This is a genomic window from Mangrovimonas sp. DI 80 (assembly GCF_001975575.1).
Classification (GTDB): Bacteria; Bacteroidota; Bacteroidia; order Flavobacteriales; family Flavobacteriaceae; genus Mangrovimonas_A; species Mangrovimonas_A xylaniphaga.
Genome location: NZ_MSDT01000008.1, coordinates 175,396 through 201,088, shown reverse-complemented (window position 1 = coordinate 201,088; position 25,693 = coordinate 175,396). Strand labels below are relative to the sequence as shown.

The window sequence follows — 25,693 nt, the reverse complement described above, 5'->3', positions numbered from 1 at the left end:
AAACAATGGCTATTAATCAAGCTGTTACTTGTATTAGGAATAACTTAAAAGTATTTTAAAACCAGTAGGTTATGAAATAAAATCGACAAACAACACCTTTCGACTTTGTGTGTTTTTTAGGGTAGGAATTTTATATTAGTTTCGTAAGTTTAATCTGTAATATACTGATTTTTAGATATTTGATTGTGGTTGGTTTGGAGGGGAATGGAATCTAAATAATCTCTAATTTTAACTGAAATTTATCTGTAAATGTTGTTTCTTGTTGTACGAAAACACACAATCAAATGAAGGCCGGTAACTTTTCAAAAACTATCTTGTTTTCAAAAGTGAAAATGTATAAAAAATCCCTTTTAGGAATCTTCTTTTTTATGCTGTTGGTCGTGCCTGCAAATTTGATGGCTCAAGACAAACGTCCTCAAGAAGAAACTTCTCAACAAGAAAAACCTAAGGTGGCCTTGGTACTTAGTGGTGGCGGAGCTAAAGGGATTGCCCATATCCCATTAATACAAACTTTGGATAGTTTGGGGATTGTACCAGATTTAATTGTCGGTACCAGTATGGGTAGTGTGGTAGGAGGTCTTTATGCCATAGGATATTCTGGAGATAGTATTGCAAAATTGGCTCAAACAGCCAAGTGGAATGATTTGTTGGGAGGCACTGTTTCGCTTAAAGATGTTGGGGTGGAAGAAAAGAGTGAATTCCAACGGTATTTGTTGAGTTTGGATGTAGTTGATGGCAAACCTCAAATAAAACCTTCTATTTTAAGGGATCAAAACCTTAGGGAGTTTTTTAGTCTGTTAATGCACCCGGTTTACAATATTGAGAATTTTGATGAACTGACAATTCCCTTTCGAGCCATTGCTACCGATTTGGTTAACGGTCAAAAGGTCGTTCTGAAAGATGGGCAGTTGGGGGTAGCTGTTAGGGCAAGTATGTCCATTCCAAGTGTGTTTGCACCTGTGCCTTATAAGGGAACGCTTTTGGTTGATGGAGGGGTTGTGGACAATTTTCCAGTAGATGTCGCCAAAGAAATGGGGGCAGATATTGTCATTGGTAGTGATGTTGGGGGAGGTTTACAGCCTATGGAAAAACTCAACAATATGGCTACTATTTTATTTCAAACCTCCATGCTCACGAGTAATCTTAAAAATGAAGACAGTAGGGCGCAATGCGATATTTTGTTAGACCACACCCAAAATTTGAGCTATTCCACTCAAGATTTCGAGAAGAGTGGAATTATTTATGAAGAAGGAAAGGTGGCAAGGGATCTCAGTGTATCTGCTTTGGTCACTTTGGCGGATAGTTTAAAACAATTTCCGCAGCGGGAACATAAATTGCCAAAGGTTACGGATACTATTCATATAGACAGGATTGTTTACCAAAATATAAGTGAACCTAATTTAAATTTGGTTAAGGCCAGAACACTATTGGAGGCCAATAAAAGCTACACGACCCAAGAAATCGTTCAGGCGATAGATAGAGCCATGGGGACGGAACTTTTCTTTCAAATCAATTATTATTTGGAGGATAAGCAAGGTGCTACAATTTTAAATTTAGTGGTTTCAGAAAAGAGTCAGCACCAACTTAGTGGCGCCTTACATTATGATACCAATCATGGAGTAGGACTCATTGCCAATTACACGGGACGAAACATTTTGGGGAATGCTTCACGAGTGTTGATAGGATTGGATATTGCAGAACAACCAAGATTTCGGGTGCAGTATCAAACCAATTTTGGGAAACTTAAAAACTGGTGGTCACGTACAGAAATTTTTGGAGAGCGTATCAATCAGCATTATTATGGAAATGGTGTAAGAGGGGATGAATTGATAAATAAATACAATAGGGTCAACACCCAATTCAATAGAAATTTGAATCCATTTAAAAGTTATATCGGGTTGGATTTAAGCTATGAATATTCCAAAATTAAGCCCAAAACAGATCCGGAAATCAACAACAATGCTTACGATATAAGACGCTACAGTTTTAATAATTTCGAATTGAGCGCCCACTTTTCCTATAACAGTTTCCATCAGGTCTTTTTTCCAAAACGGGGGACTAGAATAGTTACAAGAATTGGGAGGTCGTTGGTACATGATGTAAATGTGTCGTATGTGGAGCAATTTGAATATGACGCCCAAGGAAGTACCGATGGATTTACCAAGGTTAGTTTTGAATATGAAAGGCGCATTCCCTTAAGCTCAAGTACCTCGGTGATTGTTGGAGCTGATGCAGGCTATATGTTTTTGGACGCTCCCGATGATGATGACATTTCTTTTTTGGATCATGGACATTCCGGAAAATTCTTTTTAGGAGGCAACTTGGATAAACCTAGGCGGGACACCTATAAATTCCAAGGGATTGATCATGCTGAATTAGTGGTAACGCAATTCACCAAATTTAATTTGGGATGTCAATGGAGCCCGGTCAGAAAGGTTTATGTTACACCTTATGCCAATTGGGCCTATGTGGGATTTGGAAGCTTTAAGGATTATATGAAGCATGCCTTTAAGGAGCAAGACAAATGGATTAATTCCGATGATCCCGGAATTATGTTTTCAACAGGTCTTACTCTTTCATATGCCTCATTTTTGGGGCCTGTTCATTTCGATATGTCCTATATGAACAACCTAAGTAGTCTGCAGCTCTTTTTTAGTGCGGGCTTATTGTTAAACATTCCGGATTAATTCTTAAGCTATTTTCACTTTAAAATCCTCAAACCAACCATGAAATTATTAAAGAACACGGCTCTTTTAGGTGTTGCAGTATGCCTGTTGAGTTCCTTTAACATTGCAGAGACTAATGTGTATATTTGCAAAGGCAATTACAGTAAAAAATATCATTACAATAAATCTTGTCGAGGCCTGTCCAACTGCTCTACGGATATTTACAAAGTATCCTTGGCAGAAGCTAAGGAATTAAAAAGAACACTTTGCGGTTGGGAAGATTAGTCTCTAAAGATAAAACAGAATACATTTTGATGACGGTTGAGGATATTGTGGGCAATTTTAGCCTATTGGGAAAGAATCAGGATGATATCGAACATTCCTATAAAGGCGTTTTGACTTTGGAATTGGATGCCAACAATAGAATAGTGGCCAATTGGTTGATTAATGGAGAACAGGTGCAAACGGGTACTGGGTTTTTCAAGGATCAAATCTTGGTGCTTAACTTTAAGTACAAAGGTGAAGACGGAAATACCTATAAAGGCGTTGCTGTCTATCGCTGTATTTCTGCCGATGTTTTGGATGGATTTTGGTCTGAAAAGCATGGAAACCCCTTGTATTTGGGGGAAGAACATTGCTTTAGAATTAAAGATAAAAAAGAACTCGTTAATTAATCATTGATATGCAATGTCCGTGCAACCCTTCCAAATTATATAGTGAATGCTGCCAAAAGGCGCATGATAACATTCTGTCGGTGACTACTGCCGAAGCTTTAATGCGTTCCAGGTTCAGTGCTTTTGTTCTGGCTGATATCGATTATTTGCAGAAAAGCCACCATAGCAGTAAACGGCCTTCAAAGCGGGAAAAGAAAGAAATTCAGCTATGGGCAAAGTCCGTAGATTGGATAAAATTGGAAGTCCTGAACACTACTAAAGGAACCGCTTCTGACGATACAGGAACTGTAGAATTTAAAGCCTTTTTTATGGAAGATGGCAACATACAAGTCATCCATGAAAATTCCGGATTCTGTAAAGAACAAGGACATTGGGTATATCTGGATGCTGTGGAATAAACCTTTTAAGAAATAGGAATTATAAAACCGTAGAGGTGCTATTCCTTAGAAATAGCACCAAAAGGGTTCTGTTCTTTTAGAGGAAAATATTCTTTTTCTTTTTCGGTGTCAAAAGTGATTTTCTGTTCTTTAAATTCCAAGGTACATTCACCTCCTTCTTTAGAAAATACTTTTACATCAACGGGAATACCTTCTTTCCAAGTGACATCTACTACAAAGCCACCACGAGCACAAAGTCCTTTGTAGCTTCCATTGGCCCAAGATTTTGGTAGGGCAGGTAACAAACGAATGCTTCCAGATTGACTTTGCAACAACATTTCAGCAATACCAGCTGTGGTTCCAAAATTGGCATCTATTTGAAACGGAGGGTGCGAAGTGAATAGGTTAGGATTGGTACTTTTTTGCAATACCATTTCCAATCCGTGAAGGGCATTTTCAGCTTCTCCCAATCTAGCATATTGATTAATCAGCCAAGCGGCGCTCCAACCTGTATGGCCACCACCATTGGCAATTCTGAAATCTAATGATTTCTTCGCTGCAGCAGCCAATTCAGGAGTTTCTTCAACATCTATTTGATAACCTGGATGCAAACCAAATAAGTGGGAGATATGTCGGTGTCCTGGTTCTACTTCCTCAAAAGCTTCGTTCCATTCCATCAATCGGCCATCTACCCCAATTTTAGGTTTTGCCAAACGTTCTTGGGCAGCTGTTACCTGTTGTACAAAGTCATCGTTTATTTCCAAAGCATTTGAAGCATCTATAAAGTTTTTGAAAAGTTGCCAAATCACCTGCTGGTCGTGAGACGGTCCCATAGAAATCTGACACTTGCTGCCGTCTGGAGCAATAAAGGTGTTCTCAGGAGATACCGATGGCCCAGATACTAAGTCGCCTGTAAGTTTGTCTTCAACCAACCAATCCATATAAAATTGGGTAGAAGCTTTTAAAATAGGGTAGGTGTCTTCCAAAAAGGCCTTGTCCAAGGTGAAGTAATAATGCTCCATGATATGTGAGGTCAACCAAGCACCGCCAGTAACATGCATTCCCCAGCTAGCACCTTCCCCTGGAGAGGTGTACCCCCAAACATTGGTGATTGGATGTACTACCCAACCATCAGAATTATAATGAACTTTGGCAGTTTCTGATCCCGGAGTTTGCAATGTTTTTGTTAAGTCGAAAAGAGGTAAGTGCATTTCACCTAAGTTGGTAGTTTCGGCTGGCCAATAATTCATTTGCACATTTACATCGGTGTGGTAATCGCCATTCCAAGGGGTTTGAACTTTATTGGCCCAAATGCCTTGTAAATTGGCAGGAAGGGTTCCTGGTCTAGAGGACGAAATCAATAAGTAGCGCCCGTATTGAAACAACAATTCTACTAAATGTAAATCGGTTGTTGAGGTTTTAAAGTTTTGAAGCCTTACATCTGTTGGAATGGTATCGTTTAGGTTGGAAGTTAAACTTAAATCGACTCTTTTGTAGTATTGTTGGTAATCTGTTATATGCCTTTTTAAAAGATTTTTATAAGACGTTTGCTTTCCTTTTTGAAGGTGGGTTCGGGTAAGGTCTTTATAAGGGCGTCCTTTGTATTTTGGATAGTCCAACACATAGTCTGTAGAAGCGGTTAACAATAAAGTAACTTCATCAGCATTTTTAACGACAAGTTCGTTATCTGTAAAACTAAGGTCTCCACTTTTATTGACTGCAGAAAGGCGCACGATATAGTTAAGTCCTTCACCTTCTTTACCGTCCGTTATAGTACCTTCCATGATCAATTGATCATTTTCAGTGTGGATTTGAGAGTGTTCAGGTCTACTCATGCTAGTACTGAAGGACAGCTTTCCTGGTTGGTCTGCTGTTAATTTGATGACCATCAATTGGTCTGGGTGACTCATAAAAACTTCTCGTTTATAGTTGACACCATCTTGGGTATATTGAATTCTGGAAACCGCATCTTCAAGATCCAATTCTCTTTGGTAATTTTCGTAAGGTTGTTTGTTTTCAAAATCAATCCACAAATCACCCAAGGTTTGGAAGCAGCCAAAAGGAACATTGGCACCGCTACCATATCCCGACCCCACACCCTTACAGATTTGGGTGGCATTGGTGAGTTCTGTGGCCTCTTTGTATTTGCCTTCGTATAAAAGCTCTCGGATTTTCCCAAGGGCCGGAAAAGCGTCTGGATTGTTATTGTCGTTTTCACTTCCAGACCACATACTTTCTTCGTTCAACTGAATACGTTCCTTGTGCACATCGCCAAACACAACAGCTCCAAAAGCACCATTTCCCATAGGTAGACCTTTAAGCCATTCTGCATCGTCGCTCCATCCATTTGGATCGTCGGTTACCGAAGCCTTGGCGGGTTCCTTGTACCATAATTTCATGTTGGAAGTTTGTGGTTCTGCAGTTTGTTGTTCACAGGAAGTGAAGCTTATGGCTAAGCCTAAAAAGGCGATTAGATATAATTTAGATGTCATATGGAATGGTGTCTTCTAAAATTTTTAAGGGTTAAGGTCTAAATGACCTTAATAAAATGTAAAGATAACCAATTCCCTTGATATTACTGGATTTTTAGAAGGGTTCTAAACCTAGTACAGGTGGTTTTTCTGAGAAATGGAAGACTGCTTTTCAAATTTGATTTACACCGTTGATAGCCTTTTAATAGGAAGGCTAAAGAAAAACTCTGTACCTTGATTAAGTACGCTTTTAACATGAATGGAAACTTGATGTAAATCCATAATGCGTTTTACAATGGCTAGACCAAGCCCGCTTCCTTTTTTGGAATCGGTTAGGAATTTCCCTTTTCTGTAACGTTCAAAAATATGGGGCAATTCTTCATTAGAAATACCACTTCCAGTATCGGAAATGCTTACTTTGAGTTCGTCTTCATTTCTAGTCAATTCTAAAGTCACCACATCACCTTGTTCGCAATGGTTGATAGCATTGTCAATAATATTTTGAAGCGCTCTGTCAATTAAGGCGATATCGGCATACACCAAAGGCAAATCCTTAGAATATACTGTATTGATGCTAACGCCCTTTTTCTGTGCTATGATGCGGTATTTGTCGGCAATATCCTGAATGATTTCTGCCATTTGTACGGGTTCATAATCTGGCGTTCGTTGTTCCGCTTCCAATTTGCTCAGTTCAAACAAATCGTCGACCAATTTTTTGAGCTTATCAGAATTTTTGAGCACAATTTCCATATAGCGCTCCTTTTGCGCTTCAGTCAGTTCATTGCCTTTAATCATTAGGGTTTCCACAAATCCTCTGATGGATGCAATAGGCGTTCTAAGGTCGTGGGAAATATTGGCAATCAGTTCTTTTCTAAGGTTATCTACGCTTTGAAGTTCTTCAATATTGGAGGCAATAGTATCGGCCATATCGTTAAAAGTATTGGCCAAAAGCCCCATTTCACCTTGCTTGACACCTTTAACCCGCGCATCGTGATTTCCGGCTTTAAATTCCCGAAACGTTGAGGTGATCTTGTTGAAATTCCGCGTAAGCAAATAAATGGTCAATAAAGAAATGACCAAGGCAGCTAAAAGGGCGTACAACATATTACGGACACTGAGCTTACGAATGTAACTGGCTTCGTGTTCTTTGATGAGTGCATCATAATCGTTACCCCCAACAATGGTGTAAATGTAACCAACGGTTTGTCCTTCGTGAGTATAGGGTGCAGCAGAAAATATCTTTTTGCCTCCGATGGTTTTAGGGTCATCACCTTTAATATAGATTTGACCGTCTTTGGAAATAAATTCCTTTACGGGATCCAAATCTATTGAGGTTGCTTTCACCTCTTTGTTCATGGCTACATGTTTGAGGATGTTTCCCCGCAAATCCAAAAGATAGACCTCCGTAGCGGGGTTGGTGGCCATCACGTGGTGCATTAAATCGCCCATTTTTGATTCTACTACTGAGTCGCCATCGAATAAGCCTTGCACCTCTTTAACAATGTATTTGGATACATCCTTATTGAGTCCTTGGGTGATTTCATCATGATAATCTTCCGAAAGCTTTACAGAGGAATTACTTATCAAAAAGGCCAAACCCAAAAAAAGGAGGGTTAAAACTGCAGCAATTTTGTAAAATAAGGTGTTACTTGTTTTCATGATTTTAATCTTCAGTAAATCTGTACCCAACGCCCCAAGTGGTCAGGATGAATTCTGGTTGACTGGGATCCTTTTCCAATTTTGCCCTTAACCTGTTGATGTGCGAGTTGACGGTATGTTCATAGCCTTCAAATTCATAGCCCCAAATGCGGTGCAGTAGTTTGGCACGGCTAAAGGTTTTTCCAGGGTGATTGGCCAAAAGCGAGAGCAGTTCATATTCCTTTGGGGTAAGGCTCAAACGTTCGTTGTTGAATTCTACTTTTCGAAGTTCCTGGTTAATCATTAGGTTTTTAATCTTGATATCTGGCAATTTTTGGCCTTCATTCTCGTGATTATCAAATGTGGAACGTCTTAAAATTGCTTTCACGCGGGCTTGAACTTCCCTCACACTAAACGGTTTGGTAATGTAATCGTCTGCGCCAGTTTCCAAACCTAAAATTTTGTCAATTTCATCACTTTTGCTGGTCAACATCATAATGGGCGTGTGAATTTTACTCGCCCTTAAATCCCTACAAATGTCCATGCCTTTTTTTCCAGGCAGCATTAAATCCAGAATAATCAAATCGTAATCGGTTTGCGTAGCTTCAATATAACCTTCACTGCCATGGTAACAACAACGTACTTTGGTTTGATCGTCCTCTAGGTTGATAGCTATCAATTCGGCAATGTGCCTATCGTCTTCGATCACTAATATATTGGTCATGAATTGGATTCTTTTCAAGCAAGTTAGCGAAGAATTTTCGAAAAAGTATCACAATTGTATCACATTCTAAAAAAGGTGAAACAAGCTGAAGTGCTTGGTGGATAAAGGTGAATTTAAAGAAGCGCTGTATAAAAATGTGACACATCCTTTACAACCTTGTTATAGGATTGTGATACTTGGCGAGTAGGTTTGTGTAGTCAACAATTAAAATCAATTATTATGAGAACAGTATTATGTATGATCGCGTTTATGGCCTCAATGTTTACGGCCTGTACAAATGACACAGAAGCGATTGCTAGTGAGGCAGGGACTTCTGAAGAAGCCGCTAGAAAGGCTAATGAAAACAATGCGTTTACCACTTTTAAGGTAACCATTGCGAACATTGGTGCCGAAACAACCTATCCAACGGTGCTTTCTCCTGGGGTGTTTGTGGTTCAAAAGAAGAATACCATGCCTTTATTCATGGCTTGGGAAGCTGATTATGGTGAAGGTGTAGAGGGCATTGCCGAGGATGGTAACCCAAGTATGTTACATGAAAGTTTAAGCAATGCGGCCAACCCGGATTTACGATCTTTTGGGGTGTTTAATACCCCTGTGGGAGCTGATATGCCGAGTCCGATTACACCTGGAAATTCTTATGAATTTTATGTAACTGCCAAACACAATGATTATTTGAACTTTGTAACGATGTATGCCCAGTCCAATGATATTTTTATTGCACCAGAGGCTATGGGGATTGCTTTGTTTGATGATAACAAAATGCCCATTAGTGGGGATGTGAGCATGTATTTGTCGCTTTGGGATGCGGGAACCGAAGTAAATGAAGAACCAGGGATTGGACCTAACCAGGCACCTAGACAATCGGCTCCGAATACAGGAGAAGATGAAAATGGTGTCGTGAGAATGGTAGATGACGGATTTACCTATCCAGAAATTGCCGATTTTATTCAAGTAACGGTAACTCCTATGGAGTAGTGGAAGCAAGTTTAGTTGAAAAGAAAAAATGCCCTTATTCAGGGCATTTTTTCTTTTAATAGGTTTCTGAAAATATACTAGACTTTGGCCTTCACATAATATTTGTCTTTCAACCAAAAAGCCACTTTTACCAATAAAATCAGAGCAGGTACTTCAACCAATGGACCAATAACGCCGGCAAAGGCCTGTCCAGAATTCAATCCGAATACGGCAATGGCAACGGCTATGGCCAATTCAAAATTGTTTCCCGCTGCGGTAAAGGCTACTGAGGCAGTTTTGTCATATTCGGCACCCATAGATTTTGTAACGAAAAATCCAATGATGAACATTAATCCGAAATAGATCAATAACGGAATGGCAATGATGAGCACATCCATTGGGATTTCAACAATCAATTCCCCTTTTAGGGAGAACATGATCACAATGGTAAACAACAAGGCAATAAGTGTCATTGGAGAGATTCTAGGTATAAAAGTATTCATATACCATGCTTCACCTTTTAGTTTGACTAAAATCAATCGGCTTAAAATTCCCATTAGGAAAGGAATTCCTAGATAAATAGCTACACTTTCCGCAATGGTTCCAATGGAAATATCTACTATAGCGCCTTCAAATCCAAAATAGGGAGGAAGTATGGTAATAAAAATCCAAGCATAAAAGCTATAGGCAAAGACTTGGAAAATGCTGTTGAGTGCTACCAATCCTGCACCATATTCGCTACTACCTTCGGCAAGGTCGTTCCAAACCAATACCATGGCAATACAACGTGCCAATCCAATCAGGATCAATCCCACCATATATTCTGGGTAATCCCTAAGGAAAATAATGGCCAAAACGAACATTAATATCGGACCTATAATCCAGTTGAGCACTAATGAAATGGATAGGATTTTTTTGTTTTTGAACACTTGTGGCAACAAGGCGTAGTTCACTTTTGCCAAAGGAGGATACATCATTAAAATCAATCCAATCGCAATGGGAATATTGGTGGTCCCTTGATTGAAAGAGTTGATATAATCTGGAAAGGAAGGGATGAAATACCCCAAGCCAATCCCAAGTGCCATGGCAACGAAAATCCATAGCGTAAGATTACGGTCTAGAAAACTTAATTTTTTTGTAGCCATTAGTTAGTTTGGATTTTTGAGAATACATAAAAGAGTTCGGTGGCGATTTGCGTGCTGCGTTCGCTGTATTTTTCAGCCTGTTGAGGTGTGTTGTCAAAGGCTTTTGGGTCTTTGAACATAATTGGAATGCGTTGTTCTGCACCAGGAACAATAGGGCAGGCTTCGTTGGCTGAATCACAGGTCATAATGGCTGCAAATTCAGATTTTGGATTGAATTCATCATCCATTTTTTTTGAAAAACCAATGATTGGGTGGGCGTTTTCAGCATATTTTATACTGTAAACGGGATTGGTGCCTTCGGATAATCTGGCAATTTCAAATCCTGTGTTCTGAAGGGTTTGCGCAGCCATTGGAAACAAGGCCGTGGCTTCTGTACCTCCCGAATAACAAAATACTTGTTTGATCCCAAAATGGTAGGCCATGGTTTGTGCCCAAACTTGCGATAAGTGACTTCTTCTTGAATTGTGGGTGCAAATAAAATTGATACGGATATCGTTTTTATGTGCTATTTTTTGTTGGATATAATCCACAAGAGGCTGAAGGATTTCTTTGCGTTCTTCCGAAATAGAATTCACATCTAGGGTAGAGATGAACTCCTCTATACTTTTAAATAATGACATATTTTGAATGGTCTTTAACAACAACCGCTGTTAGGTGTGCAACAAGCGTTTTGAAGGTCTGATAGTTTTACTTTTGGTTTTTGGGCTGGGATGCCACAGTTGTCTTTTGCCAAACAATCTGTTTGTTTTGTGGTAAGTTGGAAGTTAGTGCCGTCAAAATCCAAACCAAATTTTTGAATGGTCTCTCCTTGGTATTCCACTTCAATTTCGGAATCATTTAGCCCAAGTGTCTTTTCTGAAAGTTCTATGATGTGCATGAGTTTTTCGGGATGCAATCTGTGGTTGTAATCGTTGGCATTCCAAAGCTGGAAGTTGATGACTTCTTCCTGTCTCACCGTTCCACCACAATCGATAAAATGCTTCGTGATTTTGCCTATTTCCGTTACGTGGAAATGTTCAGGAACTAAGGTTCCGTTTGGTAATTGGAACGCTAGCGTATCCAACTGTTCCAAATGTTTTTTTACTTCTGATAGTTTCATATCTATAGGTTTATAGCAAAGCTGCAATTAAACATGTTTGAATTTTAGCAACAATCCGTTTTTGGGATGTCCTTGTTGAGGAATTCAGAGAGAAGGGTTTTCATCTCCGTCCAATTTTCTTTGTGAATGCAATAACATACACTGGTGCCTTCAATATTTCCCTTAATCAAACCAAGTTGTTTGAGTTCTTTTAAATGTTGTGAAATGGTTGGTTGCGCCAAGCCAATTTCTTCAACCAAATCACCACAAGCACAAGCATCAATTTTGAACAAATGCTCTAGAATTGCCACTCTTGCAGGGTGACCAAACGCTTTTGCCAATAGGGCTATTTGGTTTTGGTAATCGGTAAATATTTCGGTTTTGGTGATGCCCATAAGTCCTTTAATTGTTTTATTGCAATATTACGATTAAGTAAGACGGTAACAAAATTTTTTTTCTTAAAATGTATCACTTAATGTTATTTGCTATATAATTCAAACCAAGTAATTTCTGGGCGCATGCCTAATCTTCCAGGAAATCCCAGCCAGCCCAAACCTTTGTTGACATATAAAAACTGCTCATGGTGCATGTACAGGCCTTCCCAATGTTTGTACTTGTATTTTATGGGACTCCAAGTTTTGTTTTTGTAATTGACTCCGAATTGCATGCCGTGGGTATGTCCGGAGAGGGTTAAAGCAATATCGGTATTGTCCAATACTTCTTCACTCCAATGTGTGGGATTGTGGGACAACAAGATTTTAAAAGGAATGTGCTCTGTGTTTTTCATTGCCTTTTGTAAATCGCCATATTGTTTAAAAGGAGGTGTGCCCCAATTTTGTACGCCTATTATGGCAATTCTTTGGTTGTTGGTTTCTAGATTTTCAGACTCATCCATAAGTAATGTGAAGTCAATTTTTTTGAAAAAATTCAGTATGCCCTCAAAATTTTCTTCTTTGTCCTTGTCATTGTCCCATTTGGAATAATCGCCGTAGTCGTGATTGCCCAACACTGCATATTTCCCTTTGGTGGCCTTTAGTTTATTGAGCACTTTATCCCATCCAATCAGTTCCCAAGCATAGTTATTGACTAAGTCACCCGTAAAAACAATCACATCGGGATGAAGGTCATTGATGAGTTTTACCGCTTTTTCTAGGATATCATATTTATAGTTGAAACTGCCAATGTGCAGATCGGAAATTTGAACAATTTTTAATCCATGAAAAGCTTCAGGAAGCTTCTTGAAATGTAATTTATGGTGAATGATTTTAAAGCGGTAAACCGCTTTAAAAATTCCGTAGAGAATTACGGCAAAAGGTAGCAAGCCAGCTAATAGCCCTAAAATTGGAATAATGACTGCCGATTCGGTTTCTGAAAATGCTTGATTGGCATAAAAGAGAATTGAGATAATAATTACAAAGACTATTTTGGGAATAAAGGAGGACACGGTAAGTCCGTACAAAGAAGAAATGAGCAGGTGCTTTCTTCTAGGATTGATATCGTCCAAAATGACTTTTAAGATGATGATACCCACGACCAAACCAATTGAAAAACACCAAAACAAAACATTTACTGTAATTTTTAAAATGGAAGAATTAAAAAGTCTTGTAATGGATTGTAGCCAGTAAAAGGCCAAAGCATCAACAAGCAATAAAGCGAGGCATAAAAGTAATATTGAAAACAATGAATAACTTTTCATGACCCTTCTATTGTTTGTTTTCTAAACGCCGTTTGTCCCGTAAGGCCCAATAAATTCCTTTAACATCCGAGGCCCAATTGTCGTACATAAAAATAAGGGTGATTTCTTCTATAGTTTCCAAGATGCCAATAATCAACATGATGTAAAAAAGCGCATACACTGGACTAAAAAATAAGGACCAGAGAATGAATACACTCTGTACCACGGCAGACAGTTTTGCCAAATAGGTATGAAATGATGTGGCTTTGCCATATTTGTAATAGGCTATGAACATTTGGAGAATAAAGGGGAGAAATGCAATTAGAATTAGGGTAAGGTTGGTTTTGATAAAATCGGTTTCAAAATACAGTAGCCCTAATAAACCAACAATTAGGGTAAGTTGGTCGCCAATTGAGTCCAACTGGGAACCCCTTGGACTGGTTATTTTCAGTTTTCGAGCCAATTGACCGTCAATGGCATCTGTGAGGTAGCTTACAAGCAATAACCAAGAAAACACCAATCTTAAATCAAACCAGATCAGCGCTAAAAGCAAGGGGGAGCTGATGATTCGGTAGAAAGAAAACCAATCGGCGATATTAAAGTTTTTAAAAGTAAACATGTTGTGTTTAAACCTTTTGCTGCTATGTATGATTAATTTAAAAAGAAATACGTTGCATTGCAAATGTCCTTATTACGGACGATAGGAATAAAGATACGTTTGTACAACAAATTTTACTATGATATTTCTCAGATTATTAGGATGTTGTGCATTGAAAACTGGAAGATAAATTCCCTTACATTGATAAATATCATTTTATGTTAACTGGTTTATTTATAGCTTAGTAAGGATAATGTGTTATCATGATAAAACAGTTTTTTGGGGTGCTAACACAAACACTAACATACAATGGACACTTCAGTTTTTTTGACTAAATTTTGGGGATGGTATCTCATCATTTTCTTCTTTGTATTAAGTTTTAACCCAAAACGTATACGGCAAATATTTAAGGATTTAAGGAATGAAAAATTTCTTATCCTCACCGCTTTTATTGCCATATTGGTGGGATTGCTCAATATTCTGTTTCACAATATTTGGGAAATGAACGAGAAACTCATCATTACCCTAATTGGCTGGGCCTCTTTGTTCATTGGTTTGGCTTTATTCATTTTTCCTAAGCCTGCAGTAGATTGGTTGGAGTTTTTAAATATAAAACTGGTACAGGTTTTTTATATCCTTCTGTTCTTGGTCGGCCTTTTTTTGCTGAATACAGCTTATGGCATAGTCACTATTTAAGGGAGGAGCTAAGGAATAGTTGAGAGTATATCTACGGTCTTTTAAAAAGTTCTAAAATTATGTAGTCATGAAAAAAATACTTTTACCAACAGATTTTTCCGAAAACTCTTGGAATGCCATAAAATATGCTTTGCAATTGTTCAAAAATGAGGAATGTACTTTTTTCTTGTTAAATACCTATGCGCCGGCGGTATATCAGGTAGAATACCTTTTGGTAGTCCCCGAACCCGATGGTGTATTGGATTCTTTTAAAGAAAATTCCCTGAAGCATTTGGAAAGTTTGAAGGAAAGGATGCAAACGGAATTTAGCAACCCTAAACATTCCATAGAAACCATTTCTATTTTTAACACCTTGGTAGAGCAGATCAATGAAGAGGTAAAGGATAAATCTATCGACTATGTTGTGATGGGAACCAAAGGGGCTACAGGGGCAAGGGAAGTGCTTTTTGGATCCAATACGGTGTTTGTATTTAAAAAAGTGAAATGTCCAATCATTGCGGTACCTGAGACCTTTACTTATGAATCTCCCCATGAAATCTTATTCCCAACAGATTATGGAATTGACTATCAGGCTGAGCACATACAACCCCTTTTGGATTTAATAGGAAAGAATGTTGCGAGAGTCAATATTTTGCACGTGGTTAAGGGAAATGGCTTGTCGGAGTTTCAGGAACAGAATAAACAGAAATTGGAACGCTATTTTAAGCATTCGGCATATGTGTTCCACAGTGTACAAAATGAAACGGTGCAAGAAGCCATCACAAATTTTCAACTTAAGGTTAGAGTAAATTTATTGGTGATGCTAAATAACAAGCACTCGTTTTTTGAAAACCTATTTTTTAAATCAACCATTAACCAAATAGGTTTTCATTTGAACATTCCGTTTTTTGTCATTCCTACCAAGCTTGGGAAAAAATAACAGGGTTTTAAAGATCTTCGTGTTATGAATAATTCATCATTCTAAACTGAGATTAATAATCTCTCCAGGTTTTGTATTGATATCGTATTCATAAACGTTTACTTCAGAAGTTTCCATGCCTTTGGTTGAATGTATTAAAGGGCTTAAGGTTGGTCTAACCCTAAAATATGGATTAGGGTTGTCACCGTTCGCTTCTGTAATATTTTCACCTTTTAAAGGAACATAGGAACGAATACGGCAATTACCTTCCAATGTAGATTTTATCGTTGCATTAGCTAGTGTTCCATTTTTCCAATTTATATCCACAGTAAATCCTCCATATGTTTTTAGGCCTTTAATAGAGCCTTGTTTCCATGTGTCAGGTAAAGCCGGAAGTAGATGGATAGCGCCATCGTGACTCTGCAATAACATTTCGGTAATCCCTGAGGTGCAGCCAAAATTGCCATCAATTTGAAAAGGAGGGTGGGCATCAAATAAGTTGGGATAAGTGCCTCCTTCATGACTTCCATCTTCTTGTATGGATGGTTTTAGTTGGTCCTTGATTAATTTCAACGCATGATTTCCGTCCAATAATCGCGCCCAAAGGTTGACTTTCCAGCCCATGGACCATCCTGTTGATTTATCACCTCGAGCAAGTAGTGAGGTTTTGGCTGCAGCAAACAAATTAGGCGTTCTAAAAGGCGATATTTGGTTGGATGGAAATAGGCCGTATAAATGAGATACATGGCGGTGTTTGTCGCCTTCCTGGTCCCAATCGTCCATCCATTCTTGAAGTTGTCCCCAATTACCCACTTGCATAGGAGCTAATTTGGGTAGTATTGAACTTAAACTGTCGGCATATGTTTTGTCAATCCCTAGGTTTTTGGAAGCCTCAATAACATTGTTGAAGACATCATTAACCAGCTGATTGTCCATAGTGGTCCCACCTGCAATGGTAGTTTTTTCATGATGGGAATTTTCCGGAGACATGGAAGGACAAATTACCAACCAATTATTTTTGGGTTCTTCAACCAAGATATCTTTATAGAATAATGAGATTCCTTTTAAAATTTGGTAATTCTCTTTCAAGAAATCTTTATCTCCTGTAAACAGGTAATGGTACCAAAGATGTTGACTCAACCAAGCACCTCCCATTGGCCATAGGCCGTAATAACCCCCGTCTACAACTCCAGATATTCGCCATATGTCGGTATTATGGTGGATGTTCCAACCTCTAGCGCCGTAAATTTGTGAGGCTGATTCTACGCCAGTTTTTGAAATGTCCCCAATAAGGTCGAACAATGGGCTGTGCATTTCCGAAAGGTTGGTTGGTTCGGCAGGCCAATAGTTCATTTCCGTATTGATATTGACAGTGTATTTGCTATCCCATGGCGGTTTTATTTTGTTGTTCCAAAGTCCTTGTAGGTTGGCAGCCTGGGTTCCTGGTTGTGAGCTTGAAATTAAAAGATAACGTCCAAATTGATAGTACAAGGCAACTAATTGAGGATCATTTGAAGTGTTGAACTGCTCTAAACGTACATCTGTTGGATTGTTGATGGAATCTGTTGTTCCGAGATCAATTTCAACTCTGTCAAAATAGTTTTTGTACGCTGTTGAATGTGCCTTTTGTAACTCAACAAACTCTTTTTTATAGGCTGTTTCTAATAGGTTGGAAGCTTTTAAATCGGCATCCTCTGTAAGGTCATTGTAGGACTTGAAATTGGTAGCTACCGATAAGTAAATTATTAGTTTGTCGGCATTGGAAATAACCAATGAACTATCCGTTGAAGTGAGCTTTCCTCCTAAAATCTTGGGCTTAATAATGGATGTAAATTTTACACTCCCTTTTTTGTTTTCGTAATCACTACTGATGCCTCGCAACCATAAGGCATTGCTGTTCACTTCTAAATTCTGATTTTCATGAGGGCTATTAACCGAAAGGATACAAGAAATGCTAGAAGGGGTGTTGGACGATATTTCAACTGCAATAATATCATCTTCAAGGGAAGCGATGACCTTTCTTTGGTAGTTGATACCGTTGGCGGTGTATTTTACGGTAGACACCGCATTTGAGATGTCTAAATCTCTATAATAATCGGTAATATTTGTGCTGTCAGGTAAGGTTATTTGCAAATTGCCCGCTGGCTGATAGCACATGCCATAGTTGTTATTACTAGTGGCTCGACGTGGTAAATAGGAGTTTGCCAAATTTTGGGCTTTCTCATATTTGCCTTCAAAAATGAGCTGACGAATTTTAGGTAAGTGTTCCTTAATCTCTGGGAGTATATTGTTTCCTGGCCCCCCGGCCCAAACAGTTTCTTCATTAAACTGAATGACCTCTTGGTTGGTTTTGCCATAAACCATGGCGCCAATTCTTCCGTTCCCAATAGGTAAAGCCTCCTCCCAAAGTTTTGCGGGCTTATCGTACCAAAGTTTAAGATGTTTTTCGGGAGTTGTTATTTCGGAAGGCTTATCCGGGGAACAGTTTGAAAAAGTAATAGCAAGAAATCCTACTGACAGTAATTTGATTATAGTGTTCAATTTTGTCTTAATCATCAAGTTTGGTTTTTCAGGTTGATTAAAGACCAATTAGGTTCATCCAATCGTTCTTAACTTGTGTGAAAATACTGAACTTTTTTATCTTAAATTAAGAATGAAGACAAAAGGTGTTATGACACTGTGTGTAATAAAGGGTAACCTTTGAATAGTGAGTGTATTGCGGCTATTTTTTTTCAATAAGCAATCTGGACAGGGCTTCCGGGTATCCACGTTGAATGGCCAATTCGCTAGCGAAGTCATTAATTTCACCTTTAGAGATACTATCCAATAAGGCGTTTTGCTCTAATTTGGTTTGGATGGGAGGAATTATTTCTTCCTCTTGAATTTTATGGATGATTTGATTAGCAACCGTTAGGGCAGAAGAGGCTTTGATGATTTCGCTTCGCGCATAGGATTTGCTAGGAAAACTAACCTCACCAACCCTTAAGTTTGGATCGTCCCCAGAAATTTGCTGAGCTCCGTACAAAGGCGGTCCACCAAGCGTGGCAGAATCAAAAGAAGGTACAAATTTGGCAACATAATCAATTGCTTTTTTTGTTCTGTTTTTAATTTCATTGTCTTCCCAACCGTTCTTTAATTTTTCCTTAATGTCATCATTAAATTCAGGCTGTGCTCCATTATCTTTTGATTGTACTAGTCCATTTTCGAACAGTGTAATATCCTTGGTCATCCCGTGAATTTGATAATAATCATCACAATAGGGAGTAAGTTGGGCCATCCCATTTGGAGTGCCGCGTTCTCCATGAAAGATGAGTTCAGGAATTAAACCAGAGATGGGCTGCCATTTTGAAACATAAGCAGCTTTAAATTCAATAAGACGTTTCGTGTTTATGCGTAAGGACTCATCAAATTTTCCAGTATTAAAGCCACTCGAGTTTACTAAATATTTGACTTTGTAAACTGCGTCGTGCGTATAAATCTCCCAATTATAGTCCAACTTTTGATTTCGGACATCTTTGATTTTGGTAACAGAGGTATTTGTTTTTAGGCTACACTTATTAGATTTATTTAAGGCTAATTGCGCTTGAGCTGCCAACCTGAAAAGGTTCCAGCCATATTCCTGAACCAGGATTACAGGTGTTTTTAATTTTTTGTAATCAATTATTTTAATGGCATTGCACATCCATTCGTCAGGAGAACTTGGGCGTTCTATGGTTGGTTGTTTGGATAATGCCTTTAAATCTTCTTCATTATAAAGTTTGTAGTAGTCTTTTGGAACTCCTAGGATTTCATTTTCGGGGTCTTCTTTTATTAATGTTTGGTAATAGGTCACCAACATATCAAGGCGTTCCAAAATGTTGCCAATATCTTGTTTTTCTAACTTGGGAATGCTTATAAATGTTGGTCTTTCGTCAATAGATTGCGGAAACAAACGTGCCATCTCTATCGACTGTTTCATGAGTATTTTGCACTGCTCGTCGGAAATCTCCGGATACAGATTTCCACCCGCATGCAAATGGCAAAACGGAGGGCCGTTAACCACACTGCTCTGCTGTTCAAACAAAATGCTATCTACGCCATAATTGGCCAATTCCAACGCAGTAACCACTCCAGAAATGCCTCCTCCAATAATACCAACATTGTAAATTTTGCTCATGCTAAAACAGTTTTTGGAGCTCAGAGAATTGATCCACTACAAGGGTAGGGTTGTAATCTGCAATATTTTCGTTGTAGTTGTACCCATAACTTAGACCGATATTTTCCATATTGGCATTTTGTGCCGCAAGAATATCATTTTTGGAGTCGCCCACCATAATAGACTTTTCTATAGTTGTATTCATGGTGTCGACCAAATGAAGTAGGGGAGCCGCATTCGGTTTTTTAAGAGGCAATGAATTTTCTCCAATCCAATATTTGAAGAATTGTTTGATTTCTAATTTATCCAAAATAGGTTCGATAAAATCCAACGGTTTATTGGTACAGATTACCATTTGGTAACCATTTTTATCTAGATAGTTTAAGGTGTCAGGGACTCCTGGATACATAAAGGTATCGACACAAGTGTCCTGTTTGTAAGCTGAAAAATAGATGTTAAAAGCTTCCTCCATAAGCGTCTCAGAAATACTGTTGTTTTGCATAGAAAGTTCCAGAGATCTACGTACTAAGGGTTTGGCGCCATTGCCTACAAAAGGCGTTACCTGTTTGATCGTTAATGGCAATAAATTGTAGTGTGATAACATTTTATTGATTGCCAAGGTAAGATCTGGAATGCTATTGATGAGAGTGCCATCAAAGTCGAAGATAATGAGTTCTTTGTCTTTAAAATTCACAATGCCTAATTTGTGGCAAAGATGCGGAAGTTTTCAGAGAATACTAAGTGTTTAGGGGAATTTTAAGAGTCTATTGGGGGTGTATGCGTTGGAATTTAAGTGGTTATTTTCCAATTCTTAATTGATAGGCTACTAATAAACAGCCTGAAATGATTGTTAGGTTGATTGCTGCACGAACAGCCCATGGAAATTTTGAATAATTGATATTTGCATAGTCACTTAATATCACAGAGAGTCCCATGAATAGAAACCAAGGGGGTCAGTAGTAGGGTAAACTTCCATTTTAAGATCATGATGGCTAAGTCGTGAATAAAGCCGCAGACTACAAAAGTAATGAGTAATGACAAGGATGACGGGGCAATAGATTTGAGAGGTTTGAAAATATATTTGCCCAGATAATAACCCCAAATAGGATTCCAATAATGCCAAAATCGTGAAAACGTTCCAGCTCCCAATGAACGACTGAGCATATTGCGTAGGGAATTACTAGCACCTATTGGAACCCCATTTCTTCTTTTTACATAATCGGATAAATTCAAAATGGGATGTATTTATAATCTGTAATCTTTGGTTTTTATAACTGTCAATTTTCGGATTAAATATACTTGAATTTTGGTTATTGATTAGTTCTTGCATTTCGAAGTAGATTCTGATGCATCAGGAACCAAATAAATATCGGTTATATATTGTTTTCAATTCGCCAAGGTGGGTTCAATCGGTTTTTTCCGGCATAAAACAATATCAATTGGTTTCCATCCACATCTTTCAGTCTAGCTTCTTTCCACAACCAACTTTGATCTGTTGGTTCTTGGTCGAAAAGAATTCCTTTTTCTTTTATTTTTTCAACTTGCTCATCAAGGTTTTCGCATTCAAAGTACACGTAAATTCCCTCACCTTTAGGTAACTTTTCCGTTTGATGAATTGAAAAGGTTGAGGTGCCATTGGGGCATTCAAATCTTGCATAATGGGGTAAGGATTTTACAATCAATTTAAGTCCTAGTTTTTCATAAAACGGTATTGATTTTGTCAAATCCAACGAGGGAACTGTTATCTGATTTAGGTTCATGATTTCTAAATAAGCGTTGCAGTTGGTTAACACTATTGTCTTATTCCATAAGTTAACAGTGATGTACTATAAAGTTCTAGGCTATTTTTTTCTCTTTAATTCAAACACGTCCTTTCTTCTGTCTTTAAGGTTTCTTACGCTACCAAATTCATTTAATTCTCTCAGCAAATCAATATCGACATCGGCAATTAAAATCATTTCGGTGTTTGGGGTTGCCTCGGCTTTTATGCCATTTGTGGGAAATGAAAAATCACAGGGCGTAAACACCATGGACTGGGCAAACTGAATATCCATATTGTGCACATTTGGCAAATTCCCGACACTTCCAGCGATGGCCACATAGCATTCATTTTCAATTGCCCTTGCTTGTGCACAGTGTCTTACCCTAGAATATCCATTTTGGGTATCGGTTAAAAATGGCACAAACAATATGTCCATACCATCATCGGCAAGTAGTCTGCTTAGTTCGGGGAATTCAGAATCATAGCATATCAAAATTCCAATTTTACCACAATCGGTATCAAATACCTTAACTTCATTTCCTCCTTGCATTCCCCATACTTTCGCCTCGTCTGGAGTGACGTGGATTTTTTCGTAGGGCTCTATAGTACCATCTCTTTTACACAGATAGCCCACATTGTAGAGCGTGCCATCTCTCATTTCGGGCATACTTCCAGCAATGATATTGATGTTGTATGTTATGGATAGATTTGAGAATTTCTGAACAATGTCATCTGTGTATTTCGCCAATTCCCGGATGGCTTCAGGCTCCGTTAAGTGATTGTATTGCGCCATTAAAGGGGCATTGAAAAATTCTGGAAACAGGGCAAAATCCGACCTGTATCCAGAGACTGCATCCACAAAATATTCGACCTGTTGAAGCAACGAATCAATATCCTTGTAAGGCCTCATTTGCCATTGAATTAATCCCAGTCGGACCACCGTTTTCTTGACTTCCGCCTTTTTGGTAGGCTTTTCATAATAAATGTTGTCCCATTCAAGGAGCACGGCAAACTCCATGGATGCCTGGTCTCCCTCAAGGTATCCTTTTAAAATCCTAGCAGGGTGAAAATCGTTAGAAATTTGAAAGTTTAGTACAGGGTCGTGGATTTCTTTTCTTCTTACTTTTTCAATGTATTCTTTTGGGGTAAGTTCCTTAGAATACTTGTGATAGTTTGGAATTCTTCCTCCAAAGGCAATGCCTTTTAGGTTTAATTTTTCACATAGCTCTTTCCTATAATCGTAAAGCCTTCTTCCTAGTCTTAGTCCTCTATATTCAGGTTTGATGAATACGTCTATTCCGTATAGCAGATCACCATCATACGTATGCGAATCGAAGGTGTAATTTGCTGTTATTTGCTTGTAAGAATGGTTGTCGTCATGACTGTTATAATCCACGATAATGGATAATGCGCACCCCGCAATCTGCCCGTTTACTTTTATAACAACTTGTCCTTCCGGAAATTTTTTCAGCAAGGCCTCGATGTGTTTTTCTTTCCAGTACACATCGGGCATGGAGGTGTATGCAGACTGCATAACATCCTTAATCTCCAAGTAATCGTCCATTTGAAGGTACAAAAGTTCAACTTTTTCTATTTCGCTTAGTTCCATTTCTGTTGTTATTTCTGACTTACTTCAAATTTAAGGTAAAATTCTCAGAGTAGTCGTGATGGTTGATTGAGGTATTGATAGGGTGCACTATCCATATTAGCTTCTTGTGGTTTATGTGGTAAGGCTTTTTGAAGGATAGAACTTAAAACTATTGAAATGGAAATGAGTAAGTTGTTTTCAGGGGGTCTTTCAAAATCATTCATTTTTTTGAGACAAAATACATCTCCATTTCCCCTTTGCCCTTGGCTTCAATCTTACCTCTTGGTTCAAAGACAAGGTCTTGTTCGTTTTTCAATAAGTCGTAGGTGGCTTGACTAATATTTACTTTGCCAACCTGCCCATTGGTTTCAATTCGGCTGGCCGTATTTACCGAATCGCCAAAGAGGTCGTAAGCAAATTTCTTTTTTCCAACAACGCCTGCAATGACAGGTCCTGAATGGATCCCTATGCGCATGTTCCATTGAATATCACTGTTTTTATTGCGTAGTTCAAGAAACTCTACCATATTGAATGCGGCTCTTACACAATTTATGGCATGATCCGGATTTCCTTGAGGTAAACCACTTGCGGCCAAATAGGCGTCGCCTATAGTTTCTATTTTTTCAATGCCAAATTCATCCATGATATCATCAAATGCCCCAAAGATGTCGTGTAGCTCAACCACGAGTTTTGTGGCGGGAATTGAGGCAGTGAGTTTTGTGAAGTCCTGGAAATCGGAGAATAGTATCGTGACACTTTCAAACTTTCTAGGTTCAGATTTCCCCAATTCCTTGAGTTCTTGCGCCACTTCTTTGGGGAGGATGTTCAGGAGTAGATTGTCTGACCGTTCCTTTTCAATTTGTAATGATGCTTTGGATTTTCTAACGTAACGCCACCTCATATAAAAACTTCCAGCAAGCAACAAGAAAAAGGCCCCGACTATTAAGCTGATGTTTCTTGTGTTTTCTTCGTGTCGAATATCCTCGTTATGTGCTTCCTGTAAAGAACGGGCTTCGGCTTGAAACTCCATTTGCTGCAACTTTTGTCCAGGTTCCTTGGAGTCCAAGCTGTCTTCAACAGTTTTCAGAAGCTCAAGGTAATGGAGTGCTTGGTCGTCATTGCCCATGGCTTTGTGGGTATCGTATAAACAATAACAACTGGCCCTTTTTCTTAATAAGGAATTAATGTCTATAGCAATGTCATAGCCTCTTTGGCAGTATTCCAGTGCTTTTTTATAGTTTTTTTGCCTCAGGTAAATATCCCCAATATTATTTACAGAAACCGCAATGCCATTTTTGTCCCCAAGTTGTTCGTAATAGGTCAGGCTTTTTTTGTGGTAGTCCAAGGCTTGTGGATACTCGGCTTGCTTGTAGTGCAGCTGTGCCAGATTGCTATAGGTTTCAGCAATTCCTTTTTGATGGTCTATTTGTTCAAAGAGAGATAGGCTTTGGGAGTAATAGTCAAAGGCCTTGGTATAGTCTCCCTGTTCCCTGTAGATGGCTCCAATCTTTGAAAGGTCAAGAGCCACAGCCCCTTGATCCCCTTTTTCCTTGTTAATTTCCAAGCTTCGGATATGATATTCCAACGCCTTTTCATAATTACCTTGATTGAAATAGATGCTTCCAATATTATTAAGGGTAGTGCCCATCTGCTTGGGTTTCCTGTACTCCAGACTTTTAATATAATGGTCCAGAGCTTTGGTATAATCTCCCTTATCGTGATACACACTTCCAACATTATTATAGGCGATGGATAGGGCTGCTGTATGCCCCATTTGTTTCGCTATTTCTAAAGCTTTGAGGTAATATTGAAGCGTTTTTTGGTACTCACTTCTGTTTACCCATGACACCCCTTGAATGGTATAGCCCGCAAATTCTGCTCTTGGATACTTGGAGGTTTGTCCAAAGGCCACCAATTTTTCCGCGAGAATAAATGCCGAATCGGGTTGGGAATAGAGATAGCCATCCCAGATATAATCTGAATATGCTTTGGTCCTAATGGAATCCTGAAGGGTGTGGTCCTTCCAAATGGTGTATAGTGAATCGAGGTTTACTTGGCTTTCCACGGAACCTCCACTTAATATACATAACAAAAGAAGGATGGTTTTATGCATTGTGTTTTATTTGAGAGGGAATCCTAGCCAAGATAAAGTTAATGATTTTTGCTTTAGCATTTTGAGTAATGGGGTATAACTGTTGAGAACCGTAATTTCCTTTTAGTTCAAACTTATTTATGTGATTCTATAAAGGGTTTAAATCCACCATAGATCATTCTGCTGGCATCAAAAATCAATTTTTCAGGATTAGTCAAGTGGTCTACCAATTCTTTTATTCTTGGGTCGGTTGGCACTTTTTGGTTAGCCAAATCACGCACTTCTTTTGAAGGGAATACAGTCCATCCAAAGATAATTTCCTCGTCTTCTTTCGTATTTACGGTTTCAATAAAGGATTTAGTGCCTTCTAAATGTAACTCGTCTCCAATAAATTCGAAGTAGGCAATAGCCCCGTATTCTTTCCAAATGTCAGCTACTTTTTCAGCTACTTTTTTATATTCCTCCAAATAAACCCTTGGAATTGGAAAGACGAAGCCATCTATATAGTTTGTCATGGTTTTA

General features: G+C 38.6%; 24 protein-coding genes. 7 read left to right on the top strand and 17 right to left on the bottom strand.

The features are described from left to right. The first annotated feature begins 284 nt into the window (after nt 1–284). The 4 genes from BKM32_RS15480 to BKM32_RS15465 are packed head-to-tail and all read left to right on the top strand — an operon-like array spanning nt 285 to nt 3,738. Nucleotides 285–2,687, top strand: coding sequence for a patatin-like phospholipase family protein (locus BKM32_RS15480; RefSeq protein WP_253187469.1), 2,403 nt, complete (start codon nt 285–287; stop codon nt 2,685–2,687). Between the two features lie 39 nt (nt 2,688–2,726). After that, on the top strand, nt 2,727–2,951 hold the full coding sequence (locus BKM32_RS15475; protein WP_076665020.1) for a hypothetical protein: 225 nt from the start codon (nt 2,727–2,729) through the stop codon (nt 2,949–2,951). Between the two features lie 29 nt (nt 2,952–2,980). Continuing rightward, a complete protein-coding gene (locus BKM32_RS15470; RefSeq protein ID WP_076665017.1) occupies nt 2,981–3,340 on the top strand; it encodes a hypothetical protein in 360 nt (119 codons plus the stop codon). An 8-nt stretch (nt 3,341–3,348) separates the two neighbouring features. Further along, the gene (locus BKM32_RS15465) at nt 3,349–3,738 is read left to right on the top strand and encodes a YchJ family protein (RefSeq protein ID WP_076665014.1); all 390 of its coding nucleotides are present in this window, start codon (nt 3,349–3,351) and stop codon (nt 3,736–3,738) included. Nucleotides 3,739–3,776: 38 nt separating this feature from the next. On the opposite strand, the gene BKM32_RS15460 is transcribed toward BKM32_RS15465, so the two are convergent. From BKM32_RS15460 to BKM32_RS15450, 3 genes are all read right to left on the bottom strand, one after another. Then, the gene (locus tag BKM32_RS15460; protein ID WP_076665011.1) at nt 3,777–6,209 is read right to left on the bottom strand and encodes a glycoside hydrolase N-terminal domain-containing protein; all 2,433 of its coding nucleotides are present in this window, start codon (nt 6,207–6,209) and stop codon (nt 3,777–3,779) included. 162 nt (nt 6,210–6,371) lie between these two features. After that, nucleotides 6,372–7,847, bottom strand: a complete 1,476-nt coding sequence (locus BKM32_RS15455; protein WP_076665008.1) for a HAMP domain-containing sensor histidine kinase — start codon at nt 7,845–7,847, stop codon at nt 6,372–6,374. A gap of 4 nt (nt 7,848–7,851) precedes the next feature. Further along, nucleotides 7,852–8,550: a response regulator transcription factor gene (locus BKM32_RS15450; RefSeq protein WP_076665005.1), complete on the bottom strand. Its 699-nt coding sequence runs from the start codon at nt 8,548–8,550 to the stop codon at nt 7,852–7,854. A gap of 219 nt (nt 8,551–8,769) precedes the next feature. Between BKM32_RS15450 and BKM32_RS15445 the strand changes: the two genes are divergently transcribed. Next, nucleotides 8,770–9,525 carry a spondin domain-containing protein gene (locus BKM32_RS15445; protein WP_123812144.1) on the top strand — a complete coding sequence of 252 codons (756 nt, stop codon included), beginning with the start codon at nt 8,770–8,772 and terminating at the stop codon, nt 9,523–9,525. Nucleotides 9,526–9,602: 77 nt separating this feature from the next. Here BKM32_RS15445 and arsB read toward each other — a convergent pair whose 3' ends face one another. The 6 genes from arsB to BKM32_RS15415 form a co-directional block, all read right to left on the bottom strand. Next, nucleotides 9,603–10,649 (bottom strand): ACR3 family arsenite efflux transporter, encoded by a 1,047-nt coding sequence (gene arsB, locus BKM32_RS15440; protein WP_076665000.1) that lies wholly within the window; start codon nt 10,647–10,649, stop codon nt 9,603–9,605. Continuing rightward, complete coding sequence (locus BKM32_RS15435; protein WP_076665049.1) at nt 10,649–11,269, bottom strand: low molecular weight phosphatase family protein; 621 nt, start codon at nt 11,267–11,269, stop codon at nt 10,649–10,651. Before BKM32_RS15435 ends, arsB begins: the two co-directional genes overlap by 1 nt. A gap of 14 nt (nt 11,270–11,283) precedes the next feature. Further along, entirely contained in the window at nt 11,284–11,748 is a 465-nt protein-coding gene (locus BKM32_RS15430) for a DUF6428 family protein (RefSeq protein ID WP_076664997.1), read from the bottom strand. A gap of 44 nt (nt 11,749–11,792) precedes the next feature. Continuing rightward, on the bottom strand, nt 11,793–12,122 hold the full coding sequence (locus BKM32_RS15425) for a helix-turn-helix transcriptional regulator (RefSeq protein WP_053978545.1): 330 nt from the start codon (nt 12,120–12,122) through the stop codon (nt 11,793–11,795). Between the two features lie 83 nt (nt 12,123–12,205). Beyond that, on the bottom strand, nt 12,206–13,423 hold the full coding sequence (locus BKM32_RS15420; RefSeq protein ID WP_076664994.1) for a metallophosphoesterase: 1,218 nt from the start codon (nt 13,421–13,423) through the stop codon (nt 12,206–12,208). Between the two features lie 7 nt (nt 13,424–13,430). Next, nucleotides 13,431–14,021: a CDP-alcohol phosphatidyltransferase family protein gene (locus BKM32_RS15415; RefSeq protein WP_076664991.1), complete on the bottom strand. Its 591-nt coding sequence runs from the start codon at nt 14,019–14,021 to the stop codon at nt 13,431–13,433. A 288-nt stretch (nt 14,022–14,309) separates the two neighbouring features. On the opposite strand from BKM32_RS15415, the gene BKM32_RS15410 reads away from it, so the two are divergent. Beyond that, the gene (locus tag BKM32_RS15410) at nt 14,310–14,696 is read left to right on the top strand and encodes a hypothetical protein (protein ID WP_076664989.1); all 387 of its coding nucleotides are present in this window, start codon (nt 14,310–14,312) and stop codon (nt 14,694–14,696) included. A 67-nt stretch (nt 14,697–14,763) separates the two neighbouring features. Next, nucleotides 14,764–15,615: a universal stress protein gene (locus tag BKM32_RS15405; RefSeq protein WP_076664986.1), complete on the top strand. Its 852-nt coding sequence runs from the start codon at nt 14,764–14,766 to the stop codon at nt 15,613–15,615. A gap of 36 nt (nt 15,616–15,651) precedes the next feature. Here BKM32_RS15405 and BKM32_RS15400 read toward each other — a convergent pair whose 3' ends face one another. The 8 genes from BKM32_RS15400 to BKM32_RS15365 form a co-directional block, all read right to left on the bottom strand. After that, on the bottom strand, nt 15,652–18,150 hold the full coding sequence (locus BKM32_RS15400; protein WP_083702215.1) for a glycoside hydrolase N-terminal domain-containing protein: 2,499 nt from the start codon (nt 18,148–18,150) through the stop codon (nt 15,652–15,654). Between the two features lie 166 nt (nt 18,151–18,316). Then, nucleotides 18,317–19,750: an FAD-dependent oxidoreductase gene (locus BKM32_RS15395; RefSeq protein ID WP_076664984.1), complete on the bottom strand. Its 1,434-nt coding sequence runs from the start codon at nt 19,748–19,750 to the stop codon at nt 18,317–18,319. Nucleotide 19,751: 1 nt separating this feature from the next. Beyond that, nucleotides 19,752–20,423: a phosphoglycolate phosphatase gene (locus BKM32_RS15390; RefSeq protein ID WP_076664982.1), complete on the bottom strand. Its 672-nt coding sequence runs from the start codon at nt 20,421–20,423 to the stop codon at nt 19,752–19,754. Between the two features lie 215 nt (nt 20,424–20,638). Then, nucleotides 20,639–20,893, bottom strand: coding sequence for an MBOAT family O-acyltransferase (locus BKM32_RS16685; RefSeq protein WP_216349605.1), 255 nt, complete (start codon nt 20,891–20,893; stop codon nt 20,639–20,641). Between the two features lie 209 nt (nt 20,894–21,102). Further along, the gene (locus BKM32_RS15380; RefSeq protein WP_076664979.1) at nt 21,103–21,489 is read right to left on the bottom strand and encodes a VOC family protein; all 387 of its coding nucleotides are present in this window, start codon (nt 21,487–21,489) and stop codon (nt 21,103–21,105) included. An 81-nt stretch (nt 21,490–21,570) separates the two neighbouring features. Beyond that, nucleotides 21,571–23,100, bottom strand: a complete 1,530-nt coding sequence (locus BKM32_RS15375; protein ID WP_053978557.1) for a carbon-nitrogen hydrolase family protein — start codon at nt 23,098–23,100, stop codon at nt 21,571–21,573. A gap of 199 nt (nt 23,101–23,299) precedes the next feature. Next, nucleotides 23,300–25,192, bottom strand: coding sequence for an adenylate/guanylate cyclase domain-containing protein (locus tag BKM32_RS15370; RefSeq protein WP_076664977.1), 1,893 nt, complete (start codon nt 25,190–25,192; stop codon nt 23,300–23,302). Nucleotides 25,193–25,305: 113 nt separating this feature from the next. Next, nucleotides 25,306–25,686 carry a DUF1428 domain-containing protein gene (locus BKM32_RS15365; protein ID WP_076665043.1) on the bottom strand — a complete coding sequence of 127 codons (381 nt, stop codon included), beginning with the start codon at nt 25,684–25,686 and terminating at the stop codon, nt 25,306–25,308. Nucleotides 25,687–25,693: the final 7 nt, after the last annotated feature.

Coding starts and splice junctions, on each gene's coding strand:
- arsB (WP_076665000.1), bottom strand. CDS start 10,649: ATGGCTACAAAAAAATTAAGTTTTCTAGACCGTAATCTTACGCTATGG.
- BKM32_RS15365 (WP_076665043.1), bottom strand. CDS start 25,686: ATGACAAACTATATAGATGGCTTCGTCTTTCCAATTCCAAGGGTTTAT.
- BKM32_RS15445 (WP_123812144.1), top strand. CDS start 8,770: ATGAGAACAGTATTATGTATGATCGCGTTTATGGCCTCAATGTTTACG.
- BKM32_RS15415 (WP_076664991.1), bottom strand. CDS start 14,021: ATGTTTACTTTTAAAAACTTTAATATCGCCGATTGGTTTTCTTTCTAC.
- BKM32_RS16685 (WP_216349605.1), bottom strand. CDS start 20,893: ATGCTCAGTCGTTCATTGGGAGCTGGAACGTTTTCACGATTTTGGCAT.
- BKM32_RS15410 (WP_076664989.1), top strand. CDS start 14,310: ATGGACACTTCAGTTTTTTTGACTAAATTTTGGGGATGGTATCTCATC.
- BKM32_RS15450 (WP_076665005.1), bottom strand. CDS start 8,550: ATGACCAATATATTAGTGATCGAAGACGATAGGCACATTGCCGAATTG.
- BKM32_RS15480 (WP_253187469.1), top strand. CDS start 285: ATGAAGGCCGGTAACTTTTCAAAAACTATCTTGTTTTCAAAAGTGAAA.
- BKM32_RS15420 (WP_076664994.1), bottom strand. CDS start 13,423: ATGAAAAGTTATTCATTGTTTTCAATATTACTTTTATGCCTCGCTTTA.
- BKM32_RS15475 (WP_076665020.1), top strand. CDS start 2,727: ATGAAATTATTAAAGAACACGGCTCTTTTAGGTGTTGCAGTATGCCTG.
- BKM32_RS15380 (WP_076664979.1), bottom strand. CDS start 21,489: ATGAACCTAAATCAGATAACAGTTCCCTCGTTGGATTTGACAAAATCA.
- BKM32_RS15375 (WP_053978557.1), bottom strand. CDS start 23,100: ATGGAACTAAGCGAAATAGAAAAAGTTGAACTTTTGTACCTTCAAATG.
- BKM32_RS15405 (WP_076664986.1), top strand. CDS start 14,764: ATGAAAAAAATACTTTTACCAACAGATTTTTCCGAAAACTCTTGGAAT.
- BKM32_RS15435 (WP_076665049.1), bottom strand. CDS start 11,269: ATGTCATTATTTAAAAGTATAGAGGAGTTCATCTCTACCCTAGATGTG.
- BKM32_RS15400 (WP_083702215.1), bottom strand. CDS start 18,150: ATGATTAAGACAAAATTGAACACTATAATCAAATTACTGTCAGTAGGA.
- BKM32_RS15430 (WP_076664997.1), bottom strand. CDS start 11,748: ATGAAACTATCAGAAGTAAAAAAACATTTGGAACAGTTGGATACGCTA.
- BKM32_RS15370 (WP_076664977.1), bottom strand. CDS start 25,192: ATGCATAAAACCATCCTTCTTTTGTTATGTATATTAAGTGGAGGTTCC.
- BKM32_RS15395 (WP_076664984.1), bottom strand. CDS start 19,750: ATGAGCAAAATTTACAATGTTGGTATTATTGGAGGAGGCATTTCTGGA.
- BKM32_RS15465 (WP_076665014.1), top strand. CDS start 3,349: ATGCAATGTCCGTGCAACCCTTCCAAATTATATAGTGAATGCTGCCAA.
- BKM32_RS15425 (WP_053978545.1), bottom strand. CDS start 12,122: ATGGGCATCACCAAAACCGAAATATTTACCGATTACCAAAACCAAATA.
- BKM32_RS15460 (WP_076665011.1), bottom strand. CDS start 6,209: ATGACATCTAAATTATATCTAATCGCCTTTTTAGGCTTAGCCATAAGC.
- BKM32_RS15455 (WP_076665008.1), bottom strand. CDS start 7,847: ATGAAAACAAGTAACACCTTATTTTACAAAATTGCTGCAGTTTTAACC.
- BKM32_RS15470 (WP_076665017.1), top strand. CDS start 2,981: ATGACGGTTGAGGATATTGTGGGCAATTTTAGCCTATTGGGAAAGAAT.